General features: G+C 68.2%; 22 protein-coding genes and 2 pseudogenes. 11 read left to right on the plus strand and 13 right to left on the minus strand.

The window, feature by feature from the left end; translation table 11 throughout:
- Positions 1-121: 121 nt before the first annotated feature.
- The gene (rlmC, locus tag OVA06_RS12695; RefSeq protein ID WP_268158693.1) at positions 122-1,249 is read left to right on the plus strand and encodes a 23S rRNA (uracil(747)-C(5))-methyltransferase RlmC; all 1,128 of its coding nucleotides are present in this window, start codon (positions 122-124) and stop codon (positions 1,247-1,249) included.
- Here the strand turns inward: rlmC and OVA06_RS12700 are convergent.
- Entirely contained in the window at positions 1,246-1,884 is a 639-nt protein-coding gene (locus OVA06_RS12700; protein WP_056082169.1) for an FMN-binding negative transcriptional regulator, read from the minus strand. The genes rlmC and OVA06_RS12700 overlap by 4 nt on opposite strands.
- A gap of 31 nt (positions 1,885-1,915) precedes the next feature.
- Positions 1,916-2,869: a DMT family transporter gene (locus OVA06_RS12705; protein WP_268158695.1), complete on the minus strand. Its 954-nt coding sequence runs from the start codon at positions 2,867-2,869 to the stop codon at positions 1,916-1,918.
- Here OVA06_RS12705 and OVA06_RS12710 point away from each other — a divergent pair.
- On the plus strand, positions 2,868-4,274 hold the full coding sequence (locus OVA06_RS12710; RefSeq protein ID WP_056082175.1) for an aminotransferase-like domain-containing protein: 1,407 nt from the start codon (positions 2,868-2,870) through the stop codon (positions 4,272-4,274). The genes OVA06_RS12705 and OVA06_RS12710 overlap by 2 nt on opposite strands.
- A gap of 18 nt (positions 4,275-4,292) precedes the next feature.
- On the opposite strand, the gene OVA06_RS12715 is transcribed toward OVA06_RS12710, so the two are convergent.
- From OVA06_RS12715 to OVA06_RS12725, 3 genes and pseudogenes are all read right to left on the minus strand, one after another.
- Positions 4,293-5,114 carry an SDR family NAD(P)-dependent oxidoreductase gene (locus OVA06_RS12715; protein ID WP_056082178.1) on the minus strand — a complete coding sequence of 274 codons (822 nt, stop codon included), beginning with the start codon at positions 5,112-5,114 and terminating at the stop codon, positions 4,293-4,295.
- 132 nt (positions 5,115-5,246) lie between these two features.
- Positions 5,247-6,651, minus strand: a pseudogene (locus tag OVA06_RS12720) (GntP family permease).
- A gap of 45 nt (positions 6,652-6,696) precedes the next feature.
- A complete protein-coding gene (locus OVA06_RS12725) occupies positions 6,697-7,242 on the minus strand; it encodes a gluconokinase (protein ID WP_056082184.1) in 546 nt (181 codons plus the stop codon).
- A 190-nt stretch (positions 7,243-7,432) separates the two neighbouring features.
- Between OVA06_RS12725 and OVA06_RS12730 the strand changes: the two genes are divergently transcribed.
- Positions 7,433-8,167 (plus strand): FadR/GntR family transcriptional regulator, encoded by a 735-nt coding sequence (locus tag OVA06_RS12730; protein ID WP_268158698.1) that lies wholly within the window; start codon positions 7,433-7,435, stop codon positions 8,165-8,167.
- 5 nt (positions 8,168-8,172) lie between these two features.
- Positions 8,173-8,658 carry a hypothetical protein gene (locus OVA06_RS12735; protein ID WP_268158700.1) on the plus strand — a complete coding sequence of 162 codons (486 nt, stop codon included), beginning with the start codon at positions 8,173-8,175 and terminating at the stop codon, positions 8,656-8,658.
- Positions 8,659-8,747: 89 nt separating this feature from the next.
- Here the strand turns inward: OVA06_RS12735 and OVA06_RS12740 are convergent, their stop codons facing one another.
- Positions 8,748-8,909, minus strand: a complete 162-nt coding sequence (locus tag OVA06_RS12740; protein ID WP_268158702.1) for a hypothetical protein — start codon at positions 8,907-8,909, stop codon at positions 8,748-8,750.
- A gap of 116 nt (positions 8,910-9,025) precedes the next feature.
- Here OVA06_RS12740 and OVA06_RS12745 point away from each other — a divergent pair, with 116 nt between their 5' ends.
- The gene (locus OVA06_RS12745) at positions 9,026-10,828 is read left to right on the plus strand and encodes an SARP family transcriptional regulator (protein ID WP_268158704.1); all 1,803 of its coding nucleotides are present in this window, start codon (positions 9,026-9,028) and stop codon (positions 10,826-10,828) included.
- Positions 10,829-10,922: 94 nt separating this feature from the next.
- Here OVA06_RS12745 and OVA06_RS12750 read toward each other — a convergent pair whose 3' ends face one another.
- A complete protein-coding gene (locus tag OVA06_RS12750) occupies positions 10,923-11,126 on the minus strand; it encodes a cold-shock protein (protein ID WP_009372930.1) in 204 nt (67 codons plus the stop codon).
- A gap of 297 nt (positions 11,127-11,423) precedes the next feature.
- On the opposite strand from OVA06_RS12750, the gene OVA06_RS12755 reads away from it, so the two are divergent.
- Together OVA06_RS12755 and OVA06_RS12760 are read left to right on the plus strand one after the other, a co-directional pair.
- Positions 11,424-11,861: a TfoX/Sxy family protein gene (locus OVA06_RS12755; RefSeq protein ID WP_268160785.1), complete on the plus strand. Its 438-nt coding sequence runs from the start codon at positions 11,424-11,426 to the stop codon at positions 11,859-11,861.
- A 2-nt stretch (positions 11,862-11,863) separates the two neighbouring features.
- Complete coding sequence (locus OVA06_RS12760; protein ID WP_268158707.1) at positions 11,864-13,138, plus strand: flavin-containing monooxygenase; 1,275 nt, start codon at positions 11,864-11,866, stop codon at positions 13,136-13,138.
- A 38-nt stretch (positions 13,139-13,176) separates the two neighbouring features.
- Here the strand turns inward: OVA06_RS12760 and OVA06_RS12765 are convergent, their stop codons facing one another.
- The 4 genes from OVA06_RS12765 to OVA06_RS12780 all read right to left on the minus strand — a co-directional run bounded on the left by OVA06_RS12765 (position 13,177) and on the right by OVA06_RS12780 (position 17,702).
- Complete coding sequence (locus OVA06_RS12765; protein ID WP_268158709.1) at positions 13,177-13,878, minus strand: hypothetical protein; 702 nt, start codon at positions 13,876-13,878, stop codon at positions 13,177-13,179.
- Positions 13,879-14,010: 132 nt separating this feature from the next.
- Positions 14,011-14,715, minus strand: coding sequence for a hypothetical protein (locus tag OVA06_RS12770; RefSeq protein ID WP_268158711.1), 705 nt, complete (start codon positions 14,713-14,715; stop codon positions 14,011-14,013).
- Positions 14,716-14,815: 100 nt separating this feature from the next.
- On the minus strand, positions 14,816-15,871 hold the full coding sequence (locus tag OVA06_RS12775) for a 2,3-butanediol dehydrogenase (RefSeq protein ID WP_261620068.1): 1,056 nt from the start codon (positions 15,869-15,871) through the stop codon (positions 14,816-14,818).
- A gap of 40 nt (positions 15,872-15,911) precedes the next feature.
- Positions 15,912-17,702, minus strand: coding sequence for an NAD(P)/FAD-dependent oxidoreductase (locus tag OVA06_RS12780; protein ID WP_268158714.1), 1,791 nt, complete (start codon positions 17,700-17,702; stop codon positions 15,912-15,914).
- 164 nt (positions 17,703-17,866) lie between these two features.
- On the opposite strand from OVA06_RS12780, the gene OVA06_RS12785 reads away from it, so the two are divergent.
- Complete coding sequence (locus OVA06_RS12785; protein ID WP_268158716.1) at positions 17,867-19,165, plus strand: GAF domain-containing protein; 1,299 nt, start codon at positions 17,867-17,869, stop codon at positions 19,163-19,165.
- A gap of 87 nt (positions 19,166-19,252) precedes the next feature.
- The gene (locus OVA06_RS12790) at positions 19,253-20,842 is read left to right on the plus strand and encodes an alkaline phosphatase D family protein (RefSeq protein WP_268158718.1); all 1,590 of its coding nucleotides are present in this window, start codon (positions 19,253-19,255) and stop codon (positions 20,840-20,842) included.
- A 35-nt stretch (positions 20,843-20,877) separates the two neighbouring features.
- Here OVA06_RS12790 and OVA06_RS12795 read toward each other — a convergent pair whose 3' ends face one another.
- On the minus strand, positions 20,878-21,732 hold the full coding sequence (locus tag OVA06_RS12795) for a hypothetical protein (RefSeq protein ID WP_268158720.1): 855 nt from the start codon (positions 21,730-21,732) through the stop codon (positions 20,878-20,880).
- Positions 21,733-21,949: 217 nt separating this feature from the next.
- On the opposite strand from OVA06_RS12795, the gene OVA06_RS12800 reads away from it, so the two are divergent.
- The gene (locus OVA06_RS12800) at positions 21,950-22,675 is read left to right on the plus strand and encodes a hemerythrin domain-containing protein (RefSeq protein ID WP_268158723.1); all 726 of its coding nucleotides are present in this window, start codon (positions 21,950-21,952) and stop codon (positions 22,673-22,675) included.
- Between the two features lie 92 nt (positions 22,676-22,767).
- Positions 22,768-23,571 carry an alpha/beta fold hydrolase gene (locus OVA06_RS12805; protein WP_268158726.1) on the plus strand — a complete coding sequence of 268 codons (804 nt, stop codon included), beginning with the start codon at positions 22,768-22,770 and terminating at the stop codon, positions 23,569-23,571.
- A gap of 177 nt (positions 23,572-23,748) precedes the next feature.
- On the opposite strand, the pseudogene OVA06_RS12810 reads toward OVA06_RS12805, so the two are convergent.
- Positions 23,749-24,592 (minus strand): annotated as a pseudogene (locus OVA06_RS12810) (esterase/lipase family protein).
- Between the last annotated feature and the right edge of the window lie 45 nt (positions 24,593-24,637).

The raw sequence follows: 24,637 nt of genomic DNA on the forward strand, positions 1-24,637 counted from the left end.
GTCATTAAAGGCATGGCATCTTGCTTATATTGCACGCTATTACGAGGGTGCCGGCAACGGCGGCACCCCCCAGGTACCGGCGTCGGGCGCCCCCAAAGGCAGCAGGTAAAATTGGAGGGCCATGCGCTGTTCCTACTTTGATGCCGCCCGCTGCCGCTCCTGCACCCTCATGGGCACGCCCTACGGCGAACAGCTGGCCGGCAAGCAGGCCCACTGCCAGACGCTCCTCTCCGGCCACGCCTCGCTGGAGTGGCTGGAGCCCGTGGCCAGCCAGGAATCAGCGTTCCGCAACAAGGCCAAAATGGTGGTCAGCGGGACGGCCCAGAACCCCACCATCGGCATCCTGGACGCCGACGGCCACGGCATCGACCTGCGCAAATGCGGCGTCTGCTCCCCTCGGCTCCGCGCAGTCTTTCCCGTGGTGGCCGCCTTCATCCGCAGCAACCGCCTGACGCCCTATGACGTGCCCAACCGGAGCGGCGAACTCAAGCACCTGATCGTCACCGAGTCCCCGGACGGCGAGATCATGCTGCGCCTGGTCCTCCGTTCAGAGCAGCTGGTGCCGCGCATCCGGAAGCACCTTCCGGAGCTGCTGGACGCCCTGCCCCAGGTGAAGGTGGTGTCCATCAACTTGCACCCCGAGCACAAGGCGGTACTGGAGGGCGACCGGGAGATCCTGCTGACGGAGCAGTCCACGCTGAACATGCGGGTGAACGACATCAACCTGCACCTGCGCCCGCAGAGCTTCTTCCAGACCAACAGCGCGATGGCCGCCGCGCTGTACCGGCAGGGGCGCGAATGGGTCAGCGACCTGGCGCCGGCGTCAGTGTGGGACCTGTACTGCGGCGTGGGCGGGTTCGCCCTGCACGTGGCCGATCCGTCCCGCACGGTGACCGGCATCGAAACCAGCAGCGAGGCCATCGTCTCGGCCCGGCTCAGCAGCGACGAAGCAGGGCTGCAGGGCATGGAGTTCGAGGCCGGGGACGCCACCGCCTTCGCTCTTGCCGCCCCGCAAGCGCCGGAGCTGGTCATCGTAAACCCGCCGCGCCGGGGCATCGGCAAGGAGCTGTGCGGCTGGCTGGAATCCTCCGACGTCCGGCACGTGGTCTACTCCAGCTGCAATGCCCAGTCCCTGGCCCGCGACCTGGCCGCCCTCCCCTCGTTCACGGCACTGCGGGCCCGGGTCCTGGACATGTTCCCGCAGACCACGCACTACGAAGTGATGGTCCTGCTGGAGCGGGCCGCCTAGCTTTCCGGAGTTCGCTGGGCCAGGACGCGTTCGACGGCGGCCGCGCTGGCTTCCTGCCCGCTGGACCGCAGCCCGGCCACCACACCGGCGGCGTCGGCGGCAGACCGGTTCTGGCTCAGTTTCTCCTTCGCCTCGATCCGGGTGATCAGCAGCTCGATGCCCACGATGGCGCGCAGCTGCCCGGCGATGAACTTTTCAGGGGCGTCCCCGACGCTCCACGGATGCTCACGTTCCCCCTCGTGCCGGTCCGTCAGGCGGCGGACGTGCCGTGCCAGCCAGCCGGCGTCGTCATGGACAACCAGCTGGCCGTACACGTGCGCGGTGCTGTAGTTCCAGGTGGGCACCACCCGCCCGTGCTCGGCTTTGGACGCGTACCAGGACGGCGAAATGTAGGCGTCGGGGCCCTGGATGATCGCCAGCGCCTCACCGGCAACAGCCGCGGAGGCCTGCGGGTTGTTCCGGGCGACGTGCGCGTGCAGGGCACCGTGCTCACCCACGTTCGGCTCGTAGACAAAGGGCAGCAGCGTAGCCAGCAGCCCGCCGTCGGTCATGGTGATGAGGTTGCCCGCTCCGGGGGTGGCGAGCAGGTGCCGGACGGCGTCGGGGCCGGCGGCGAAGTGGGCGGGAATGTACATGGGGATGTCCTTTCGGGTTGTAGGAGGCAGGTCAGGCTTTGGGCTTGAGCCGGACGCGGACGGCGGCGCCGGCGCAGAGGATGACGGCCAGGCCGCCGATCACGGTGGTCCAGGTAATGGCTTCGCCCAGCAGGAGCGCCGCCCAGCAGATGCTCAGCACGGGCTGGAGGAGCTGGATCTGGCTGACCTGCGCCATGGGGCCGATGGCCAGGCCGCGGTACCAGGCGAAGAAGCCGAGGAACATGCTGACCACCGCAAGGTAAGCGAACGCTGCCCACTGGGCGGGCGTGGCCGACGGCGGCTGGCGGGCGAGGTCGAACACGGCGAGTGCCAGCATGGGCGGGAATGCGAGGACCAGCGCCCAGGCGATGGTCTGCCAGGAGCCCAGTTCGCGGGCCAGCAGGCCACCCTCGGCATACCCCACGGCGGCGCACACCACGGCGCCGAGCAGCAGGAGGTCCGCCCAGTGCAGGTGGCCGATCCCGCCCGATTGCAGGAACGCGAAGGCGAGGGCGGCCAGCGACCCGAGCGCCATGACTGCCCAGAAGGCTGCCCGGGGACGCTCCCGGGTCCGCAGGATGGCGGCCGTAGCCGTGGCGGCCGGGAGGAGGGCGATCACCACGGCACCGTGCCCGGCCGGAACGGCGGTGAGCGCGTAGGACGTCAGCAACGGGAAGCCGACGACGACGCCCCCGGCCACCAGCGCCAGCCTCGCCCAGGTGCGTGGCTGCGGAAGCCTCTGCCGCGTGAGTGCCAGGGCTGCGGCTGCGAGGACTCCGGCGACGACTGCACGGCCGGATCCGATGAACAGCGGGGACAGGCCCGCCACCGCCATCCGGGTTAACGGGACCGTGAAGGAGAAGGCCGCGACGCCAAGGAGTCCCCACCAGATGCCGGTGGACGTCCTGCTCGCGGCGGTCCCGTTGTGCCGGACGGGCAGTATCACTGGCTCCGGCAGGACAGTAGCGCTACTATGTTCTCTCATGAACAACGATAGCAGTTCGCGCATCGTCCTGGCACTCAGGACGTGGATCACCGCCGCCGCGCCAGGCGCGAAACTGCCGTCCACGCGCTCGCTGGTAGCGGAGTACCAGGCCAGCCCGGTGACGGTGCAGAAGGCGCTGCAGGCGTTGACGGCGCAGGGGCTGATCGAAAGCCGTCCCGGCGTGGGAACCTTCGTGCGGGCAGTCCGGACGGCGCGACCCGCGGACTACGGCTGGCAGACCGCGGCGCTGGGCTCGCCGTCGGCCGCGCTGCCGTCGTCGTCCACCATGCGCACGGCTCCCAACGACGCCATCTGGTTCCACTCGGGCTACCCGGACCGTGAACTGCTGCCGGAACGCCTGGTGCGTGCTGCGCTGGCCCGGGCAGCCCGCGGTGACGCCGCGTTGTCCCGCCCGCCGGCCGCCGGGATGCCGGAGCTGCAGCAGTGGTTTGCCCATGAGCTCGGGGCGGCGACGCCGGTGGGCATCACTCCCCCAACGCCGAGCGACGTGATCGTGCTGCCGGGAAGCCAGAGCGGTCTGAGCTCGATCTTCCGGGCGCTGGTGGGGGCCGGGCAGCCGCTGCTGATGGAGTCGCCCACGTATTGGGGTGCCATCCTGGCTGCCGCCCAGACGGGCGTGCGGGTGGTGCCGGTACCCAGCGGACCGGACGGGCCGGACCCGGTGGGACTGGCCAGGGCATTCGAGGAGACCGGGGCGCGGGCGTTCTACGCTCAGCCCAACTACGCTAACCCCAGCGGTGCACAGTGGGCACCCCCGCGGGGCGGCGAAGTCCTGGAGGTGGTGCGCGCACACGGGGCGTTCGTCATCGAGGACGACTGGGCCCATGACTTCGGCATCACCTCAACACCGGTGCCGCTGGCGACGCAGGACGATTCCGGGCATGTCATCTACATCCGGTCGCTGACCAAGAGCGTGTCCACGTCGGTGCGGATTGCCGCGGTTGTTGCGCGGGGTCCGGCCCGGGAGCGGATCTTGGCGCACCGGGCGGCGGAGTCGATGTACGTCAGCGGGCTGCTGCAGGCCGCGGCGCTGGATGTGGTGACCCAGCCGGGCTGGCAGACCCACCTGCGGAACCTGCGCCAGCAGCTGCAGTCCCGCCGGGACCTGCTGGTGACCAGCATCCGCCAGCACGTGCCGGACGCCCACATCGAGCTGCTGCCCAAGGGCGGGCTGAACCTCTGGCTGCGGATGCCCGACGGCACGGACCTGCCCCGGCTCACGCGCGACTGCGAGGACAACGGCGTCATCATCGCCGCCGGAACGGATTGGTTCCCGGCGGAGCCCGCTGGCCCGTTCGTCCGGCTCAACTATTCCGGCCCGAACCCGGCGGCGTATCCCCAAGGTGCCAAGGTGATCGGCGAGGCGCTGGCGCGGCAGGGTTGAGCGCCACCGAAACGGTGTTTAGGCGGGCTTGACCAGCTCTTCGCTCTTGTCCCACAGTTCGCGGGCCAGCACGGCGTCGTAGGCCTGCTTGTTGGCCTTGGCCAGCGCACGCTTGGCGTAGTAGGCGCCGGAGATCCAGTCGGTGCCGGCGGTGCCGTTGATGAGCCACAGCATGGTGTCGGCGCCCTGGTCCGGGGTGAGCATGAACCGGTTCAGGATGGTCTTGTACGCGTGCCGCATCGGACTTGCCGACTCCGCCGCGAAGTTGGTGCGGACCACGCCCGGGTGGAAGGCCGCCGTCGTAATTCCGCGCTCGTGGAAGCGGCGGTGCAGCTCGGACGTGAAGAGGATGTTGGCGAGCTTGCCGGTGCCGTAAGCGCGGTTGACGGAGTAGCTGTGCTCGGAGGTGAGGTCGAAGAGGTCCAGCTTGCCGAAGCCGTTGGCGGCGCTGGAGGTATTGATGACCTTGGCGTTGCTGGCCGACAGGGTGTCCAGCAGCAGTGTGGTGAGCAGGAACGGTGCCAGGTGGTTGATCTGGAACGTGGCTTCGTTGCCGTCCACGGTCAGGGTGCGCTTGCCCATGATGCCGCCGGCGTTGTTGGCCAGGACGTCGATGCGCGGGTAGTCGGACTTCAGCTGCGCCGCGAGGGTGCGGACCTGTGCGAGGTCGGCGAAGTCGGTAACGAAGTAGTCGGCGTCGATCTCCTTGGCCAGCGCCCGGGTCTTCTCGGCGGAACGCCCCACGACCACCACCCGGTCGCCGCCCTTGGCCAGGGTCCGGGCGGCTGCTGCGCCGATGCCGTCGCTGGCGCCGGTGATCACAATGGTGCGTTGGGTCAAGGGGTGTCCTTTGCTCGAAGCGGCAGCGCCCTGTCCTTTGTGGATCGAACAAGCGCACATAGGAGGAACAACGACGGCGGGGCGGCCGGTGTTCCCACCAGCCGCCCAGCCGCCGCGGAAGTTGGGCGTACGCTAGCCCGCCAGCCCGGCCACCAGGAAGATGGCCGCGGCGATGGCGAAGCCCATGACACCGATCAGGGTTTCCATCACGGTCCAGGTCTTCAGCGTGGTTTTGACGTCCATGCCGAAGAAACGGCCCACCAGCCAGAAGCCGGAGTCGTTCACGTGCGAGACCACCACTGAACCGGCGGCCACGGCAATGACCATGGCGGCCACCTGCATGCCGTTCAGCCCGCCGGCGGCCACGGCCGGAGCAATCAGGCCCGCCGTGGTGGTGAGTGCCACGGTGGCGGAACCCTGCGCGATGCGGAGGATGGCGGAGATCAGGAAGCCGGCCAGGATGAGCGGGATGCCCAAGCCGCCCAGGACATCGGCCAGGGCCTTGCCAATGCCGGAGGTGCGCAGCACGCCGCCGAACATACCGCCGGCACCGGTGATCAGGATGACGGAGCAGAACGGGCCCGAGCGAGGACTCCAGCAGCTTCTCCAGTGCACCGGCGTCCTTGCCGCGGCGGGCGCCGAGGACGAACAGGGCCACGAGCACGGCGATCAACAGGGCCACCGGGGTTTCACCGAGGGTGCGCAGGACCTGGAACCACTGCTGGTCCTTGGTGCCCTCGGCCAGTACGCCGGAGGAGGCCAGGGTGTTCAGGCCGGTGTTGACGAAGATCAGGACCAGCGGCAGGAGCAGCAGGCCGATAATGGTGCGGAAGCGCGGCGGGTGGGACTCTGCTTCAGCGGAGGCGTGGCCCAGGATTTCCGGCACCGGCAGGACCAGCTTCTTGCCGGTGTACAGGCCGTAGAGGTAGGTGGTGACGTACCAGGTGGGGATGGCGACGATCAGGCCGGCGATGGTCACCAGTCCGATGTTGGCTTCGAAGAACGCGGCAGCGGAAACCGGGCCCGGGTGCGGCGGCAGGAAGATGTGCATCACGGAGAACGCACCGGCGGCAGGCAGGCCGTAGCGGAGTACGCCGCCGCCCAGGCGGTGGGCCACAGCGAAGACCACAGGCAGCATGACCACGAGGCCGGCGTCGAAGAAGATGGGGAAGCCGAAGATCAGGGAGGCGAGGCCCAGCGCGAAGGGGGCGCGCTTTTCGCCGAAGATGCCGATCAAGTAGTCGGCCAGGACCTTGGCGCCGCCGCTGGTTTCGACGATGCGTCCCAGCATGGCGCCGAGACCCACCAGAAGCGCTACCGTACCCAGCGTGGTGCCAAACCCGTCAATGAGGACCGGCACCACCTTGTTGGCGGGGATGCCGGTGGCGAACGCCGTGGCCAGGCTGACGAGGATCAGGGCGATCAGGGCGTGCACGCGCAGCTTGATGATCAGGAACAGCAGGACGAGGATCGCGGCTGCGGCGATGAGCAGCAGGGGGCCTGCTCCCAGCGTCTGGGTCCATCCTTCGATGGTCATGGTTCTCCTTTGAAACAGTACTTCTGGTTGGGGATTCGGGGGTGCTTAGGAAGCGCGGGGCGCCTGGTCCGCGTCGAGGCCAAGAGCTTGGACGACGTCGGCGACGAGTTCCTCCGGTGAGCGCGAGATGTCGAGGCGGAGGCTGCCGGCGTCGAGCTCTTCCTGGCTCAGTGGCTCCAGCGTGGCCAGCTGGCTGGGCAGCAAGGTCGGCGGCATGAAGTGGCCTTCGCGGCCCTGCATGCGCTGGCCGATCAGGTCTGCTCCGCCGTCGAGGTGCAGGAAGACCACGCGGCCCCCGGCTTCGGACAGGAGCCGGCGGTAGCTCTGCTTCAGGGCGGAGCAGGTGAGGACGGTGCTCAGGCCGTCCCGGGACTTGCCGGTCATCCAGTCCCGGATCTCGCCAAGCCAGGGCCAGCGGTCGTCGTCCTGGAGGGGAATGCCCTGGCTCATCTTGGCGATGTTGGCGGCCGGGTGGAACTCGTCCGCCTCGGCGCAGGCCCATCCCAGCGTGCGGGAGAGGGCTGCGGCGAGGGTGGATTTGCCGGACCCGGCAACGCCCATCACCACGAGGTGCGTGGGTGGATACTGCATGTTTGTACCTCCGGAGAAGACGTCGTTGGCTTTCGAAGAAGCTCCCTGCGGTGCCCAGTTGGCGTGGGCTACGCCATAAGGTATCACCTTTCAGAGCTATAAATACTATCTTTCAGTGTCACAAGTCATACCTTTGCGCGTTTCACCGGTACTCTGGAGGTGCGCTGCGGCGCGGAGAGAGGCGGCAGGAATGTCAACGGCGACAGTTGAAGAGACGGATGACGCGCACGACGGCGGCGCGTCTGTAGCAATGCATGAGCGCGTCCTCGAGGCGGTGGGCATAGCCATAGCGTCCGCCAAGCTTCCGCCGGGCAGCCGGCTCACCCTGGAAGGGCTGCAGCAGGAGTACAGGATTTCGCGGACCGTTGCCCGGGACACCATGAAGGTGCTCGAGTCCATGAACCTGGTGTACTCGCGGCGCCGGGTGGGGATCGTGGTGCAGGAGCGTCAGTACTGGAATGTCTTCGACCCCAAACTGGTCCGGTGGCGACTCGCCTCGGACCGCCGCGAGGTCCAGTACAGCAGCCTGACGGAGCTGCGCATCGCCGTCGAGCCCATAGCCGCCGCCGGGGCAGCGCGGCGGGCCAGTGCCGACGAACGCGCCCAACTACTGGCCCTTGCCGGCGACCTCCGGCGCCTGGGTGAGGCCGGCGACCTGCAGAATTTCCTGGCGGCGGACATCGAATTCCACCAGCTCCTGCTGCGCAGCTGCGGCAACGAAATGTTCCGGGCACTCGAAGGCATGGTGGCGGAGGTCCTGACCAGCCGCACCCAGCAGGGGCTCATGCCGTTCAAGCCCCGCAACGAGGCACTGCAGGCGCATGAGGATGTGGCAGCTGCCGTGGCGGGCGGCGATACCGCTACCGCTGAGCGCGCCATGCACCACATCCTCGATGAGGTCCGCGAGGCCATGGGGCTACGCTGAGACCCATGAAAACGGGTTGGGGGATCCTGGGGACACTCGCTGCCGCCATGGCGGGGGCACTCCCCCTGGCCGGCTGCATGACGTATTCATGCTCCGCCATTGGCTACAGCAATACCGTCACCGTGGCCCTTGAGGGGAACGTTGCCGGCGTCGGCGAGGTTCGGCTGTGCGACGAACGCACGTGCTCCCGGCTTGCACCGGAATTGGGCGCCCCGGCCCCGGCGCGCACCATCGAGCCCACGTTTTCGCCCGACACGGAGCCACCCACCCCTGTCACCTCTGCGCCGTACTTCGCCACAAAAACCGACAATGCGGTTTGGGAGGTCAACGTGGCCATGCACACTCCCCGGAACGCCACGGTCAGTGCCCTGACGGCAGACGGAACGGTGTTGGCCTCGCAGAACGTCGACCTGGCGTGGACACGGGTGGGCGGTTCGGAGCAGTGCGGCGGGCCGATGAGCGCATCGCCCATTCAACTCCGCGTTCCCTGACTCCGGACCAGCGACGGCGGGGCCCGGCAACCAAGCCGGGCCCCGCCGTCGTACGTCCTGTCAGTGAGCCCTAATGACGTGAGCGTCGCCTACATCCGGAAGGATGCGTAGGGCTCGCTGGGGAGGTTTCCCGCCGACCATGGCGATCCCGAGCGGATGTCAGGGGTGTGTCCACGGCCGTCAGAAAGGATGGTGCAGATGGTTGCGATGAGGACCCAAAGAACGAAAAGCAGGAGGCCGAGCAGTTCCATGGTTGGTGCTTTCTGGTGAGTGTGCGGATGGGGCGATTTCAGTGTGTTCGGCTGGCGTGTGAGCAACCGTGTGACGGCCGCTGACGCCGCCAATCCCGCGGCGTACCATGAGCCCTATGGCCGAGAACTGGATTCGGCTCCTCGGTCCGCCCACGATCGAGTCCCCGGGCACCACTCCCCCGCAACCCCGGGGCCGCAAGGCGTGGGCGTTGCTGGCATACCTTGCGCTGCAGGCTGATGGCACCGGCCGGTCCCGCACTGCTGCCCTGCTGTTTCCGGATGCGGCGGACCCGCTGGGCGCGTTGCGCTGGAACCTGTCGGAGCTCCGGCGGGCCCTTGACGGCGTCACCGTGGCGGGCGATCCCCTGCGGATGGACCTGCTGCCGCCGTGGCGCTGCGATGCGCTGGACGCGATGGACCCGGCCACCGGTCCGGGCACCGACCCGCGCCGCTTCACCGGGCAGTTGCTGGAGGGCTTGGCCTTCACGGATTCCCCGGTGTTCGATTCCTGGCTGGCGGACCAGCGCTACCGCCTGGACAACGTGGTCCAGTCGCTGCTGTACGAGGCTGCCCTGGCGGCGCTGGCATCGGGCGCCGCGGGCGAGGCTGCCGAACTGGCAACCCTGGCCCTGGAGCGGGATCCCTTCCATGCAGACTGCAACGCCGTCCTGGTGAAGGCGCTCATTGCCGCTGGCGAGTACCGCAAGGCCCGTGCGCACGCCGTCCACTGCGGCGACCTGTACCGGCAGGAGCTCGGACTGCCGCTGCCGGCGGAGGTCCGCCGTGCGCTGTTCGACGCGGATCCGGAGCCCGATCCCGGCACCCCGGCCACTGCGGCAACCGTGCGGTCCTACCTGGATGCGGGCGGGGCATCGCTGTGGGCCGGATCCGTGGACCGGGGGCTGGAGCAGCTGAGGCTTGCGGTCAGCCTGGCGCAGCATACGGGCAACAGCCATTTGGTGGCCGAGTCGCTGGTGACGCTGTCCGGTGCGCTGATCCACCAGGCGGGCGGCCGCGGCGCCGAGGTGGCGGACCTCCTGCACCGGGCCCTTCAGGCGGAGGGGCCCGACGGCGCCTCCCGGACCGCCGCTGCGGCCTACCGCGAGCTGGGCTACCTGTCCGTTCAGCGGGGTGTGCCGGACCGGGCCGCCGGGTGGCTGGAGAAGGCGATGCAGGCGGCGGACGGCTTTCCCGAGGAACAGGCGCGGATCCTGGCCATCCAGGGGATGCTGGCCTCAGACACTGCCCGTTACGGGGCAGCCGCAGCGGCCCTCACGGAGTCCGGGAAACTCGCCGAAGCGCTCGGCAACCGACGGCAGCAGGCGTTCAGTGCCGCCCTCCTGGGACGGGTCCACCTGCTCCGCGGCGAACTGGACCTTGCGGGGGCTGTCCTGGACCAGGCACTGGCCTGGATCGCGGAGGAGCACTGGACGGCGTTCGAGCCGTTCGTCACGGGGGTCCGCGGCGAAACGTACCTTGCTGCCGGAGAGCTGGAACAAGCGGCAGCGTTCATCGACCGGTCCTGGGTGATGGCGGAACTGGCTGGAGACCACTGCTACATGGCGCTGGCTGCCGGAGCCGAGGCACGGCTGTTCGCAAAGCACGGCGACCTCGCAGCTGCTGAACACTGGATCGACCGCGGCCTGGAGCCAAAACCCTGGTACCTCTGGTATTCGGCAAGGCTGCTGGACACGGCCGCGGAAGTCGCCATTGCCATCCGGTCACCTCGCGCCGCCGGCTTCGTGGACCGGCTTGGCGAGCTGGCCAGCCGCAGCGGGATGCGGGAATTCGTGGTCCGCGGCCAGTCCCACCGTGCCGTGCTCGGGGACGCAGCCGCTGCGGAGGCCGCCCCCTGGCTGGCTAGGGAAATCGACAACCCTGCGCTGGCGGCTTTCCTGGCGGAGCGGCACCCGGGCTGACGCTGACGTGGCACACCCGGGTTAAGCAAAAGCAGGGCCTGCCCGAAGGCAAGCCCTGCTTTGAGAAACCTAACGGTCCCGGAACTCTAGGAAATTAGAGAGCCTGGATGTTGGTGGCCTGGGGACCCTTGGGGCCCTGCTCGGTGTCGAAGGAAACCTTCTGGTTCTCTTCGAGGGAGCGGAAGCCGTTGGAGTTGATCGCGGAGTAGTGCGCGAAAACGTCCTGTGAGGAGTCGTCCGGGGAGATGAAGCCGAAGCCCTTTTCAGCGTTAAACCATTTGACGGTGCCAGTAGCCATTATTTTTGTCCTTCGTGAAGGTGGAGGGAACGTCCCGACTTTCGGGCCCTCCGGCGTGGGGTGTTCAAAAACCGCTACTTCAGAAGAACACGGACTTTCGACCGCGCGTACTGCCTGAACTACCAACTGCATAAACACAACAACATGACTAACTGTACAGGAAATTGCGGCCCGTCCGAGCCACCCCCCGGCCGGACGTCATCCTCCAGCCGGCGCCTTCAGCCGGACCAGCCTCTCGACCCGTTCCGGGAACGGGCATATCCTGCCTTCACACGTAGCTCCCGGGAGATGACATCCATGGACATGCCCAAGGCGTCCGAGCAGGACAAGGAACGGTTTCGGCGTGTGGTGCCGGACCATCCCGATGTGGTGGTGAAGCCGATGTTCGGCAACCTGGGGGCGTTCATCAACGGCAACATGTTCGCGGGCCTGTTCGGGTCCACCATCGGCGTGAAACTCTCCGACGCGGACCGGGCCATCCTGGAATCCTCCGAGCGGACCGTACCGTTTGGCCCCGCGGAACGGCCGATGGGCGGGTACACCGGCCTGCCGGAGGTCTGGAACGAAGAGGGCGACGGCGACGACACCCGCGCCAGGGCCTGGGCCGAAAAAGCCCTGGGCTACATCGCCACGCTGCCGCCCAAGGAGCCGAAGGAGCCGAAGGAGCCGAAGGAGCCGAAGGAGCCGAAGGCCAGGGCGCCACGATCAGGCACCCCGCGGGCAGCCGCGAAGTAGCCATGTCCTCCCCCGCAGCCTCCCGGCAGGAAACCAACACAGTCATAGTGGGTGCCGGGCAGGCCGGCCTGGCCACCAGTTACTGGCTCAGCCAGCACGGGGTGGAGCACCGGCTGCTGGAGCGGCGGCCGGCGCTGGGCGGGGCATGGCAGGACCGGTGGGATTCCTTCTACCTGAACACCCCCAGCTTCTCCCTTGACCTGCCCGGCAAGGCCTATTCCGGGTCCGAGCCAGACGGGTTCCAGCCGCGGGACGCCACCATCGGCTGGTTCCGGGGCTACGCGGAGGACATCGCGGCGCCGGTGGAGCTGGATACCGCTGTCACCCGGATCTCCCCCGCGGATGGCGGGTTCACGGTGGAAACAGACCGTGGCGCGTGGGCTGCCCGCAACGTGGTCCTGGCCAGCGGCGCGTTCCAGCGGCCGCGGATCCCGCCAGCCGCCGTCGGAATCTCCGCGGACGTGCTGCAGCTGCACAGCCACGACTACCGCAATCCCGCCCAGCTGCCGGACGGTGCGGTGCTGGTGGTGGGGACCGGGCAGTCGGGCGGGCAGATCACCGAGGACCTGCTGGACGCCGGCCGCACGGTGCACCTGTCCGTCTCGTCCTGCCCGGAGGCGCCCAGGCGGTACCGCGGCAAGGACGTCTTCCACTGGATTATGCAGGTGAACGTGCACGGGCCGGAGTACGGCATCAACGCCCTGCAGGTGGACCAGCTCCCGTCCCCCGCGGGCCGGTTCATGTGCAATCCGCTGCTGTCCGGCAACGGCGGCGGCCGCAGCATCCGCCTGCGCTCCCTGGGCCGCAGGGGCGTCCGCCTGCACGGCCGCTTCGAGGGAATGCACGACGGCGGTCCCGTCTTCACGGACGATCTCGCCGAGCGCCTCACGCTGGTGGAGGCCGGGTTCGGCCAGCGGCTGGGCCGCCTGTCAGACGCGTACATCAAAGCTGCCGGCATCGACGCCCCGCCAGCCGAAATCCCGGATCCGGATGATTGGCTGCCGTCTGAGTCCGGCGCCCGGCTGGACCTGGCGGCGGAGGGCATCACGTCAGTGGTCTGGTGCACCGGCTATGGGTTGGATTTCAGCATGCTGGATCCGTCCCTTGCCCTCCTGGATGAGTGGAACTACCCCCGCCACCTGCGGGGCGTGACGGAGCACCCGGGCCTGTACGCCGTCGGCCTCCCCTGGCTGACCAAGCACATCTCGGCGACCCTGCCCGGCGTGGGCCCCGACGCCGAATACGTGGCGGAACACCTGGCGTCGCGTTCCAACTAGCCGGGTTTGCCTCGCGGCCCGGTCAGCCCGCTTGGCGGCTAGCTGGGGCCGTGGACCTTGCTGTGCTTGCCGGTCCGGGCCAGGAACGCGTACACCACCAGCGCAGTCCCGGCCGCGATCATCACGGCAGGAACGGCAAAGTCCAGAGGGATCAGGAGCTCCGAAGACCGGATGGCCATGATCACGCCGAGTACCGCGAGGACCCCCACCGGGATCAGCGGCCATCTGAGGTGGCCACCCCCTGAAGTGCCCGTGCCGGTGCCATCGGCGGGGCGGACCGGAACCAGGGCCAGCACGCCGAAGGTGGCCGCCAGGCCCAGGAACAGGACGGCGGCAACAGGTGTGCCCTGGAACGCCGGCGGCAGGGCCACAATCACGGCCAGGGTCAGCATCACACCGGCCGGGATGATGGCCCACCAGTTGGCCGGGACGCGGACGTAGACGGCGGCGAAGCCGGCACCCATGAAGAGGAACAGGAAACCCGCGGACGCGCCGCTGCCCGTCAGCTCGGCGGAGGTGATCACCGCGGCGAGGCCAAGGAAGACGGAACCGGGGATGGCCGCCCACCAGTGTTCCCGGCGCCGGACGAAGACCGACAGGAACAGGGCACCGGCAGCGGCGAACACCAGCGGCGCAACGATCGCACCGCTTTCGAGGACGCCAACCCGGTCCAGCATCAGCAGGACACCGAGCATCATCAGGACGATGCCGGCGATGATGCTCGCGTTGGCCGATTTCACCGTGGGCCTCCCGGGTGCTGGCAGGCGGCGGAGTGCCGCTGCTGCCCTCAGGCTAGGCTGCGGCCTGGAGCCGCAGGTAGGGCACAAAGCCCCGGCGCACGGTGGTTGAGCCTGTCGAAACCCCCAGGCCCCCTACTTCAGGCTCAGCACCTCGTCGATGGGGCGGCCGTTGACGAACACCTGCGCGCTGGTGGCCCCGGAGGCGGCCATTGCCGTGTATTCCAGCTGGGCCTTGGCGCGGGGGATGTCGCACACGCCGCCCAGCATGAACTGCCCGGTCAGCCAGATGGTGATGGTGCTGCCGGTCAGTTCACCGGCCACATACGTCAGGTTCGACTGGTACAGGGCGTTCACGTAACCCGATTCGCCGAGTGTGTAGTTCTTGTTGGCGAGCAATGCCTCGATGCTCGGCTGCACCTGGTCCGTGAACCGGACAGGTGCAGTGGTGATGGGGACCACGCTGTCGCCGCACCCAGTCGTGGGGCCGGGACCGCCGTATCCGGCGCCGATGTAGTACACCGTCAGCGGTCCCGTTTGTTCCGGCAGCCCGGTGGTTTGCGGTTCCTCCGTCGCAGGAGGGCTGGCAGGGGCAGACGACGGCGGCGCGGCGGCGCCGGTGGTGGGCGCGGCTGAGGTGCCGGCCGGCGCAGTGGTGGTGGGCGCAGTGGTGGGCGTCGCCGTCGTGCTTGGACCCGTGGTGCCGGAAGCACTCGCGGTGGGGGCGGGGGCGGTGGAACTGCCCGTGGGCGTCGGGGCGGGAGGGCCGAAGCAGCCTGTGAGCACCAGCAGGCCGCTGAGCCCGAGAATGCCAAGAACCGGATGCCTGGGCCTGCTCATGATGCCCCCTTGAATGTGGGCCCGCGGGCGCGGGACCCACATTCAAGCTACGCCGGAGGGTTACTCCACAACAGGGACTAAAGTCCGGCGGCATGCTCCACTAAGGGTGCACCAGCACCTTTACCGCCGTGTCCTTGTGGTTGATGAGGGTGTCGAAGCCCTGTTCCACCAGGTCCTCCAGCGCGATCCGGCCAGTGATGAACGGCTTGAGGTCCACCTTGCCCTCCTGCACCATTTTGATGACGGCCGGGTGGTCCCGGACGTAGGCGATGGTGCCGCGGAGGTCGATCTCCTTGAGCACCAGCTTCTGCATATCGATAGTGGCGGGCGCGCCCCAGATGGACACATTGACCACCACCGCGCCGGGCCGGACGGCGTCGAGCATGGTGTCCAGCACCGCGTTCACGCCCGCGCATTCGAACGCTACATCAGCCCCGGTCCCCCCGGTGAGTTCCCGCACCCGGGCTGGCACGTCCTCCTTGCTGGGGTCCAGCACATGGTCAGCCACCCCGCTGGAAGTGGCCTTCTCCTTGCGGGCCTGGGTGAGTTCGCTGATGATCGTGGTCACGCCCATGCCTTTGAGGACGGCCGCCGTCAGCAGGCCGATGGGACCGGACCCGCCCACCAGCGCAACATCGCCTTCCTTCACTCCGCTGCGCGCCACCGCATGGTGGGCCACGGACAGCGGCTCGATCAGCGCCGCCTCGTCCAGCGGAATGTCACCGATGGGGTGCACCCACCGCTGGTCCACCACGATTTTCTCGCTCAGCCCGCCACCGCCGCCGGACAGCCCGATGAAGCCCATCTGGCGGCACAGGTGGTAGCTGCCCGCCTGGCACATGTCGCAGTCACCGTCCACGAAATAGGGTTCGACGACGACGTTGTCACCCACTGCCAGCCCCTCCACGCCTTCGCCGACGTCGGAGACAGTCCCGGAGAATTCGTGCCCCAGGGTCACCGGGGATTCCTCGTGGGACAGCGGGTGCGGGTGGCCCGGTGCCGGGCAGAAGATGGGCCCTTCGAGGTACTCGTGCAGGTCGGTGCCGCAGATGCCGCACCACGCGACGTCGATCTTCACCGCTCCTGCCCGGAGTTCCGGCTCCGGGACGTCCTCGATGCGGATGTCCTTGCGGGCGTGGAAACGTGCTGCCTTCATGATGGTCCTTTCATGGGTTTCGGCGGGTTCAACCGACGGCTCAGCGGGTGTGGTGGCTGGGCTGCAGTTCGTAGACGGGCGTGTCCAGTCCTTCCATGCGGGCCTTCAGCTGCAGCGCCAGGTAGGCGGAGTAGTGCCGGCTCTGGTGCAGGTTGCCGCCGTGGATCCAGAGCTGCGGGACGTTGGTTGGCTTCCACATATTGCGCAGCTCCCCCTCCCACGGACCAGGGTCTTTTGGCGTGTCCGAGCCGTATCCCCAGCATTTTCCTACCTGGTCCGCGATTTCGGGCGAGACCAGGTCCGCCAGCCAGCCGTTCATGGAGCCGTAGCCCGTGGCGTAGACAATCAGGTCGGCTTCCAGCTCGGCGCCGTCGTCCATCACCACCGCGTTGCCGGTGATCTTGGTGACCTGCCCGGTCTTCAGCTTCACCCTGCCGTCGATGATCAGCTGGGAGGCGCCGACGTCGATGTAGTAGCCGGAACCGCGCCGCAGGTACTTCACGAACAGGCCGGACCCGTCCACGCCGAAGTCCAGGTCGAACCCGGCGGCCTCCAGCTGCGAGTAGAACTCCGCATCCCGGGATGCCATTTCCTGGTACACCGGTACCTGCGCCTCCGGCAGGATCCGCATGGGCAGCGAAGCAAAGAGCAGGTCGGCCTTCTCCGTGGTCACCCCGTTCGCCAAAGCCCGCTCCGAGTACAGGTCCCCCAAAGCCAGGTCCATCAGGGACTCGCTGCGGGCGATGTGCGTGGAGGACCGCTGCACCATGGTGACGTCGGCGCCGTGCTCCCACAGGTCTGCGCAGATGTCGTGAGCGGAGTTGTTGGAGCCGATCACCACGGCCTTCTTGCCTGTCCAGTCCCCGCCTCCGGGGTGCTGGGAGGAGTGGCGCTGCTCGCCCAGGAAACTCTCGGCGCCGTCGAACGTCGGGATGTTCGGGTAGCCGGACACGCCCAAGGCAAAGATCAGCTGCTTGGGCCGGAGCGTTACTGGTTCGCCGTTGCGAAGGACGCTGACCTTCCATTCCTGCGTGCCGTCGTCGTACGCTGCCCCCACGCACTCGGTGCCGGACCAGTAGTTCAGCTCCATGATGCGGGTGTAGTGCTCCAGCCAGTCGCCGATCTTGTCCTTGGCGGCGAAGACGGGCCAGTCGTCCGGGAATTTCAGGTAGGGCAGGTGGTCATACCAGACGGGGTCGTGCAGGTGCAGGGACTTGTAGCGGTTCCGCCAGGAGTCGCCCGGGTTCTGGTTCTTTTCGATGATGATGGTGGGCACGCCCAGGCGCTTCAGCCTGGCGGCGAGGCCGATCCCGCCCTGGCCGCCGCCGATAATCACGCAGTAGGGCTGCTCCTCGTAGCCGAGCCGGGCTTCCTGTTCTTCCTTGAGTTCCTTCCAGGACCGCCGGCCGCGGACAATCTCGTGGGCCACGCCCTGCTCACGCCGCGGACCCTTCTTTTCCTCGAAGCCCTTCAGCTCCTGCATGGTGGTCAGCAGCGTCCAGCATTTGCCGTTCCGGAGCCGGAGGTGGCCGTAGCCGCGGGCGTCACCGGTTTCGAACGTGATCCAGGCCTCCGCGGTGTCCGCGTCGCCGGTGGCGTCCTCGGCGAGCGCCCAGTTAGTGGGCTGCACGCGGTCCAGCGTGGACTCCAGCATGCGCCGGATGTCCGCCTTTCCCTCGAGGGTTTTGAGGTTCCAGGTGAATGCCACGAAGTCCCGCCAGTAGCTGTCATCCTCGAAGAGCCCAAGTGCTGCGTCCACGTCGCGCCGCTGCAGCGCCTCATCCAGGCCGGCGAGCCAGGCCTTGGCGGCAGCCGTGGGTGTTTCGGTCATCTCCACTCCTTTGTGTTGGTGCACTCTGGCCGCCCCGTCCCGCCGGGGTGCCTGCGATATGCTGAGGCGGGCGTGAGCTGCATCACTAGTGGAACGCGGCGGGGGTAACAGGTGCGTTACACGCCTACCGGACTGGCAAGGACGCCGGCGGCGAGGAGGACACGGTGGACTACGGTCAGAGGTTTTCGGACCCGGCACGGTATGCGCGGACGCTGCGGCGCGCGCATGAGCTGGTCATCTCCGGTGTGCCGCGCCCCGAAATCCCTGCCAGCCTGGTGGACTCCTGGCACCGGTCCATGGCGCTGGGCATCAGCCCGGACCAGCACAGCCCGCGGCACCTGCACGATGTGTCCGAGGTGCTGGAACTGCGGCGCGCGCACCGGCTGCAGCGGGTGATGCCGGCGCTGCACGAGCTCCTGGCGGACGACTCACGGGACGGGCGCCACCTCCTGGTCCTCACCGACGCCGGCGGTGAGATCCTGTGGCGGGTGGGCAGCCCTGCGGTCCTGCGGCGCGCCGACCACCTGGAGTTCCTGGAGGGAGCGGACTGGTCGGAGGCCGGTATCGGCACAAATGCCATCAGCGAGGCACTGGTGACCGGCGGCGCCGTGCAGCTGTTTTCCGCCGAGCACCTGGTGCGCACCCACCACGAGTGGGCCTGCACGGCCGCGCCCATCACGGACCCTGCCACGGGTGAGGTGCTGGGCGTCCTGGATGTCTCCGGCCCCCTGGACACGATCAGCGCGGATACGCTGCGGATGGTGCGGTGCGCGGTCCGGGTGGCGGAATCGCTTTTGGGAACCCCCGACGGCGGGGCCTCGCCGGGCGGGTCGGCTCCCGCCCGCGCGGCCCGGCGGTCAGCGCTTCCTGATGCCCGGCCGGCCGCCGTCGTGGCATCCCTTGAACTGCTGGGAGACAAAGCTGCGGCGGTGTTCGACGATGGGAGCCGAACCTCCCTCACCCTCCGCCGGGCCGAAATCCTCGCGCTGCTGGACTCCCGGTCGCAGGGCTGGTCCGCGGAGGAACTGGCCTACGAACTGCACGGGGACGCCGGCACCCCGCAGGCTGTCCGGACAGAAATGTTCCGGGTCCGGTCACTGCTGGGCGGCGCCGTGGAATCCACCCCCTACCGGCTGGCGTCAGGCCTGGCCGGGCGCTCCGACTCGGGGCGGGTGCTGCGGCTGCTGCGTGGTGGCCGGGTGGCCGAAGCGCTGGAGGCGTACACCGCTCCCCTGCTCAGCCGGTCCGGCACCCTGGCCGTGCAGCTGTTGCGGGACCAGCTGGACCTCGCCGTGGGATCGGCCGTGCGGGCCAGCGGGGATGCCTCCTTGCTGGTGCGTTGGCTTTCCACGGACATGGGGGCATCTGATCCGCTGGCTGTCGAGGCGCTGGGCAGGATCGTGGGACGTAGCGACCCCGGGTACCTTGCCTTCCTTGCGGCCACCGGATCGCCCGTTCAGTAGGCAGGTCGACTGATCTTGTCACGCAGTTAACCCGCCATTCACATCCCCCACGGAACCTGTCCAACCGGCCTCCCTAGGTTCGATGGCATGGACAATATCTCCCGCAGAACCCTGATCTCCGCCGGCCTGGGCGCAGGCATCGTCGCTGCCCTGCCGGGTGCCGCCGTCGCGGTTTCCACCGCTGACGACGCCGGCCTCCGCACCAACCCCTTCCTGCTCGGCATCGCCTCGGGCGAGCCGTGGCCGGACGGCTTCGTCCTCTGGACCCGCCTGGCGCTGAACCCCGTGGCCGAGGACGGCCTGGGCGGCATGCCCGCCCGCAACGTTGCGGTGCAGTGGGAAGTGGCCGAGGACGAAGGCATGCGCCGGGTAGTAGCCCGCGGCGTCGAGCACGCCCGGATTGAAACCGCGCACTCGGTGCACGTGGAGCTGCGCGGCCTGAAAGCCGGCCGCGAATACTTCTACCGGTTCCGTACCGGCCGGCACCTGAGCCCGGTGGGCCGCACCCTCACCGCCCCCGCGCTGCATGAGACGCCCTCCGCGCTCGCCATGGCATTCGCCAGCTGCGCGCAGTACGAGCACGGCTACTTCACTGCCTACAGGCGGCTCGCCGAGGACCACCCGGACCTGGTGCTGCACCTGGGCGATTACCTCTACGAGTACAAGAAGGGCAGCTACGTGATCGGCGGCGGCAACCCGCGCGACCATGAAGGCCCCGAGACCGTCGCGCTGGAGACGTACCGGCAGCGCCACGCGCAGTACAAGGCCGACGCCGACCTGCAGGCCGCGCACGCCATCGCACCGTGGGCAGTGGTCTGGGATGACCACGAAGTGGACAACAACTGGGCCGACGAGGTGCCGGAGAACAGCGACGCCGGCCAGCTCAACGACACCACCGAGCACTTCCGGCAGCGCCGCGCGGCCGCGTTCCAGGCGTACTACGAGAACATGCCGCTGCGCCCCTCCTCCCTGCCGGCCGGGCCGGACATGAAGATCTACCGCAGGATCCAGTGGGGACAGCTGGCCAACTTCCACATGATGGACACCCGCCAGTACCGCGATGACCAGCTGGCCGGCGACGGGTGGAAGAAGAACGTGGCCGAGCGCCTGGCGGAGGACCGCACCATCACCGGCGCCGAGCAGGAGAAGTGGCTGCTGGACGGCTTCACGAACTCCACCCAGCGCTGGGACGTCCTGGGTCAGCAGGTCTTCTTCGCCGAGCGCGACAGGGCCCAGGCCCTGGACGTGGACGATGTATCCATGGACGGCTGGGACGGCTATGTGTCCTCCCGGCGCCGCATCACCCAGGGCTGGGTGGACGCGAACGTCCGCAACGCCGTGGTCCTCACCGGCGATGTGCACCGCAACTGGGCCAACGACCTCAAGGTGGACTACAAAGATCCGGCCTCCCCGGTGGTGGGCTCCGAGCTGGTGTGCACGTCCATCACCTCCACGGGCAACGGCACCGGCTCCACCACCGATCCCACCATGGCCTGGAACCCGCACCTGAAGTTCTACAACGACAACCGCGGCTACGTGAACACCCGCATCACCAAGGAATCGATGACCGCGGACTTCCAGGTGCTGGACCACGTCACCACGCCGGGCGCACCGGTTTCGACGAAGGCCTCCTTCGAGATCCGCGACGGCGTGCCGGGGCTTCAGGCGCGGGGCTGACCTTCTGCGGGTAGGCCGCGGGGCATCAGCGCGGCCTACCTGCAGGCATAGTCATAGTCGAGTCCGGCCGCTACGTACTGGGTCACGGTGACGGAACTTCCGGGAGTCAGGCCGGGCAATGAGCAATTCGATTTCGCTCCCCGCAAGGTCTTGGCACCTGCAAGCCAACTGTGCAGGCCGGCCAAGGGGCTGCCTGGCTGCACCGTCCCGGCAATGGTTCCCCACTGGCTGCCGGTGGAGTAGATTCCCACCCCGGCGGTCTTGCCTGCGGAGTCCGTCTTGCCTGCAGTGATGCCTTTGAAGTAGGTGGCCATGCCTTCGAGCGTGGCGCGGTTCAGGGCCGTGGAGTCCGGTCCGCCGGTCTGCCAGCTGTTGCCGGTCTCCACATCCAGCCACCAGAAATAGGTGCCGGGGTTGGTGACGCCCCTGATGGTGGCATCGTCATAGGCCTTGGCGTAGCCGTACATATAGGAGCAGGGAAGGTCCACCGGCCCTGGTGCCCCGCCGCCGGAACCACACGTTCCGTACGGGTTGGAGACGCTGACGTTGGCGTAGGTGTTGGACGATGGCCACCAGGAGCCCGCGTGTCCCGGGTTGGCGGTATTCACGTACAAGGCAACCTTGGGCTGGCTGGATCCCCCGGTTGAGGATTTGCCCGCCCACGCGAGTTGCTCGGCCAGGCAGGGATTCGTGTTGTTGGCCAGCCCGCCGGTCACCCCTACAATCGCAAAAGCCGGGGATACCGGGAGGGTTTTGCCGCATTGTGGCCAGGACACGTCATTGCCCACCGGGTCAGTACTTCCTGATGGCGGAGGTGCCGCCACCGCCGCCGTTCCCGTGGCAAACAGCCCCAGGAGGACCAGGAACACACCTGTCAGCTTCTTTGTCATAGGGGCTATCTTGCGCCCGCGCAGGCAGGCTGGGTAGGGGAAGCGGCCCCTCACTTAGGCGGGAACGACGACGGCGGCGCGTCCCGCCGTCGTACGCCCTGCTTTGCTGCCGCGCACGCCGCCTCGCATCATTCCGCAAGCCATTGTTCAGGGCCCGGTGCGGGGATACGATGCTCGCGGGGAGAGGCCTGGTCTCGCGACGAGTAGGGGCCCTCCCGTGACCGACTTCTTCACCATGCAGCCCGGTGAGACCGCCGCTCCCCTGCCGCCCGGGCCGGTCCTGTGTACCGGGACCGCGGCCATGCGGCGCATCCACCGCTTCTTCCTGTGGGCCTATGCGGAGGCGCCCGGCCTGGTCCGCTCCGTGCCGGCGGGCGATACTGGGCGTGCCGCGTACGTGGGGGAAGTGCTGGGGAACTTCGACATGGTCCTCCACGTGCACCACGAGGGTGAGGACCTGCTCATGTACCCGCCGCTGGAGCAGCGCGCTCCCGGCTGTGTCCTGCACATCGCCCAGATGCTGGAGCACCACCGTCAGGTGACGCAGCGGCTGGAACGGATTGAGCCGGTGCGGCTGCGCTGGATGGGGACGGCGGACCAGCAGGACGCCTCGGAACTCGCCGCGCTGTATGAGGACCTGAAAGCGGTGCTGGACGTGCACCTGCGCCGCGAGGTCACGGAGGTCATGCCGGTGGTGGACCGGGTGATGACCGAGAAGGAAGCCGCTGCGGTGGGGCAGCACGGGATCGACAGGTTCGACAAGAAATTCATGGTGGCCTACCTCGGCATGGTGCTGGCCACGAACCCTCCGGCCGACAGGGTTGAGCTGTTTCGGGAAATCCCGGCGCCGGTCCGGCTGGCGTACAAGCTGGTGGGGCGCCGGATGTACCGGAAGCAGTACGCCACGCTCTTCCCGGGCCGGCCCGTTCCGGAGACCTTATAGGGACGCAGACGGACCGGCGCGGGGCCGCAGGGGTTGAGGTTCCGGCTGGATAGCCCCATTGCGCGGTTCCGGTGCGGGCGTACAGTTCTTCCATGGAACCGATTCGGGTCATCCTGTTGCCCGGCGCAGTACTCCCCGCGGACCTGGCCTACGCCCGCCTGATCGAATCGCTGGGACCGGACGTGAATGCCGTTGCCAAGGAACTTGAGCTGTACCGGGAGGACCAGCCACCCGCCGGATGGACCCTGGACACAGAGGTGGACGGCGTCCTGCGTGAGGCCGATGCCCGGGGCTGGCAGACCTTCCACCTGGTGGGCTATTCGGGCGGCGGTGCGGTGGCGCTGGCGTTCGCCGCTAAGCATCCAGGCCGGCTGCAGAGCCTTGCCGTGCTGGAGCCGGCGTGGGCAGGAAGCTGGGACTGGAGCCACTCCTACACGGAGCACCATGCGAAGTTCGCGGAGCTCGAAGCTCTTCCGCCGGACGAGTTCATGGCCGCGTTCATGCGGCTCCAGGTGAGGCCCGACGTCGTCCTGCCGCCCGCGGAGGCCGGTCCCCCGCCGCCGTGGATGGCCAAGCGGCCCGCCGGGATCCGTGCATTCCTGCGCACCTTAAGGGACTATGACCTGGACCGGTCGCGGCTCGCCGCCTTCAGCAAACCCGTCTACTATGCCGTGGGCGGGCTCAGCCATCCCGATGACCAGGGCGATGTCGCTGCCCGGCTGGCCCGGGTCTTCTTCCCGGACTTCCACCTCGAGGTGTTTCCCCGGCGCCACCACTTCGACCCACCGCACCGGATCGAACCGGAGCGGCTGGCGGAGTCCCTGCACCGGCACTGGGCTGTGGCGGAGGGCCGCCCCGCCGGGCAGCATGGGGCCCTGGAGTCCCGGGCTTCCTGACCGGGGTGTCCCCAGCAGCCCGGATTTCGTGCGCCTCTCAAGCGCCGAGAACGCTGGAATGGTGCGGGGACGCTGCAGCGGTGCAGCGTCCCCGCTCCGTTTCAGCGTCCTGGGCGGGTGGCCGGCACACAGCCAGCCACCCGCCGTCGTACGTTCTTCTTTACTGAGGCGTCCGCGCTAGAGGCAGACCGGCTGGAACGCTGGGTCCGCGGGACCGGACGCGCGGCCCAGGGCGTTGCCCACCCACTGGTGCACCACGGGATCGTTGGGCGTCTGGTCGTGCTCGAAGACGTCGGCCGGGCACTTGTCCTGGATGGTGAGGTTGGTGACCTGGCGCGCGCTCCCGTTCAGGTACTGGCTGTTATAGGGGATCACTACCTCGTCGTACTTCGTGGAGATGACGGTGTAGGACGGTCCGGCCACGGTGTCGGCGATCGAGTTGAGCTGCTGCATGAACGCCGAACCGGCCTGCTGGTCCGCACAGGCTGCACATCCGGCAAGGGTGTAGTCAGGCGTGGGCAGCATGTCCGGTGGCGGGACGATCAGGCCCTTGGTGCCGTGGTTGGACGGCGCGATACCCACCAGATGGTGGACATACTTGGCGCCGCCCAGGAAGCCCCACGTAGTACCGGGGCATCATGCCGCCCTGGCTGTGGCCCACCAGGTCCACCTGCTTGGCGCCGGTGGCGGCCCGGACGGAATCCACGAACGGGGCAAGCTGCTTGGCGGACTCGGCCACGGGGGCGGTGGCGTACACGCCGTTGGTGGCGCCGTAGTTGAGGGCGAACACGCAGTACCCCTGGCTCTTGAGGTAGGGCGACAGGGTGGACCAGTTCTTCGCCATGCTTTCGAACGTGCCCGGCACCAAGATGACTGGGTAGGGGTGCTCTGCTGACGGCTTGCAGGACCAGTCGTTGGCCCCTGGCGGGGAAACGTCGACGGCCTGGGCAGGGACCGCCATCAGGGACGTGGCAAGAAGCGCGGCTGCGGCAACGGACAGGGCCCGGGATAGGAAGGACATGGAAACCTCTTTGTTTGTCTGTCTTCGGAGGAAGCCCGGCGCCTG

Source organism: Pseudarthrobacter sp. SL88, assembly GCF_026672455.1.
In the GTDB taxonomy this organism is placed as follows: domain Bacteria; phylum Actinomycetota; class Actinomycetes; order Actinomycetales; family Micrococcaceae; genus Arthrobacter.

Coding starts and splice junctions, on each gene's coding strand:
- rlmC (WP_268158693.1), top strand. CDS start 122: ATGCGCTGTTCCTACTTTGATGCCGCCCGCTGCCGCTCCTGCACCCTC.
- OVA06_RS12700 (WP_056082169.1), bottom strand. CDS start 1,884: ATGTACATTCCCGCCCACTTCGCCGCCGGCCCCGACGCCGTCCGGCAC.
- OVA06_RS12710 (WP_056082175.1), top strand. CDS start 2,868: ATGAACAACGATAGCAGTTCGCGCATCGTCCTGGCACTCAGGACGTGG.
- OVA06_RS12705 (WP_268158695.1), bottom strand. CDS start 2,869: ATGAGAGAACATAGTAGCGCTACTGTCCTGCCGGAGCCAGTGATACTG.
- OVA06_RS12725 (WP_056082184.1), bottom strand. CDS start 7,242: ATGCAGTATCCACCCACGCACCTCGTGGTGATGGGCGTTGCCGGGTCC.
- OVA06_RS12730 (WP_268158698.1), top strand. CDS start 7,433: ATGTCAACGGCGACAGTTGAAGAGACGGATGACGCGCACGACGGCGGC.
- OVA06_RS12735 (WP_268158700.1), top strand. CDS start 8,173: ATGAAAACGGGTTGGGGGATCCTGGGGACACTCGCTGCCGCCATGGCG.
- OVA06_RS12740 (WP_268158702.1), bottom strand. CDS start 8,909: ATGGAACTGCTCGGCCTCCTGCTTTTCGTTCTTTGGGTCCTCATCGCA.
- OVA06_RS12745 (WP_268158704.1), top strand. CDS start 9,026: ATGGCCGAGAACTGGATTCGGCTCCTCGGTCCGCCCACGATCGAGTCC.
- OVA06_RS12750 (WP_009372930.1), bottom strand. CDS start 11,126: ATGGCTACTGGCACCGTCAAATGGTTTAACGCTGAAAAGGGCTTCGGC.
- OVA06_RS12755 (WP_268160785.1), top strand. CDS start 11,424: ATGGACATGCCCAAGGCGTCCGAGCAGGACAAGGAACGGTTTCGGCGT.
- OVA06_RS12760 (WP_268158707.1), top strand. CDS start 11,864: ATGTCCTCCCCCGCAGCCTCCCGGCAGGAAACCAACACAGTCATAGTG.
- OVA06_RS12770 (WP_268158711.1), bottom strand. CDS start 14,715: ATGAGCAGGCCCAGGCATCCGGTTCTTGGCATTCTCGGGCTCAGCGGC.
- OVA06_RS12775 (WP_261620068.1), bottom strand. CDS start 15,871: ATGAAGGCAGCACGTTTCCACGCCCGCAAGGACATCCGCATCGAGGAC.
- OVA06_RS12780 (WP_268158714.1), bottom strand. CDS start 17,702: ATGACCGAAACACCCACGGCTGCCGCCAAGGCCTGGCTCGCCGGCCTG.
- OVA06_RS12790 (WP_268158718.1), top strand. CDS start 19,253: ATGGACAATATCTCCCGCAGAACCCTGATCTCCGCCGGCCTGGGCGCA.
- OVA06_RS12795 (WP_268158720.1), bottom strand. CDS start 21,732: ATGACAAAGAAGCTGACAGGTGTGTTCCTGGTCCTCCTGGGGCTGTTT.
- OVA06_RS12805 (WP_268158726.1), top strand. CDS start 22,768: ATGGAACCGATTCGGGTCATCCTGTTGCCCGGCGCAGTACTCCCCGCG.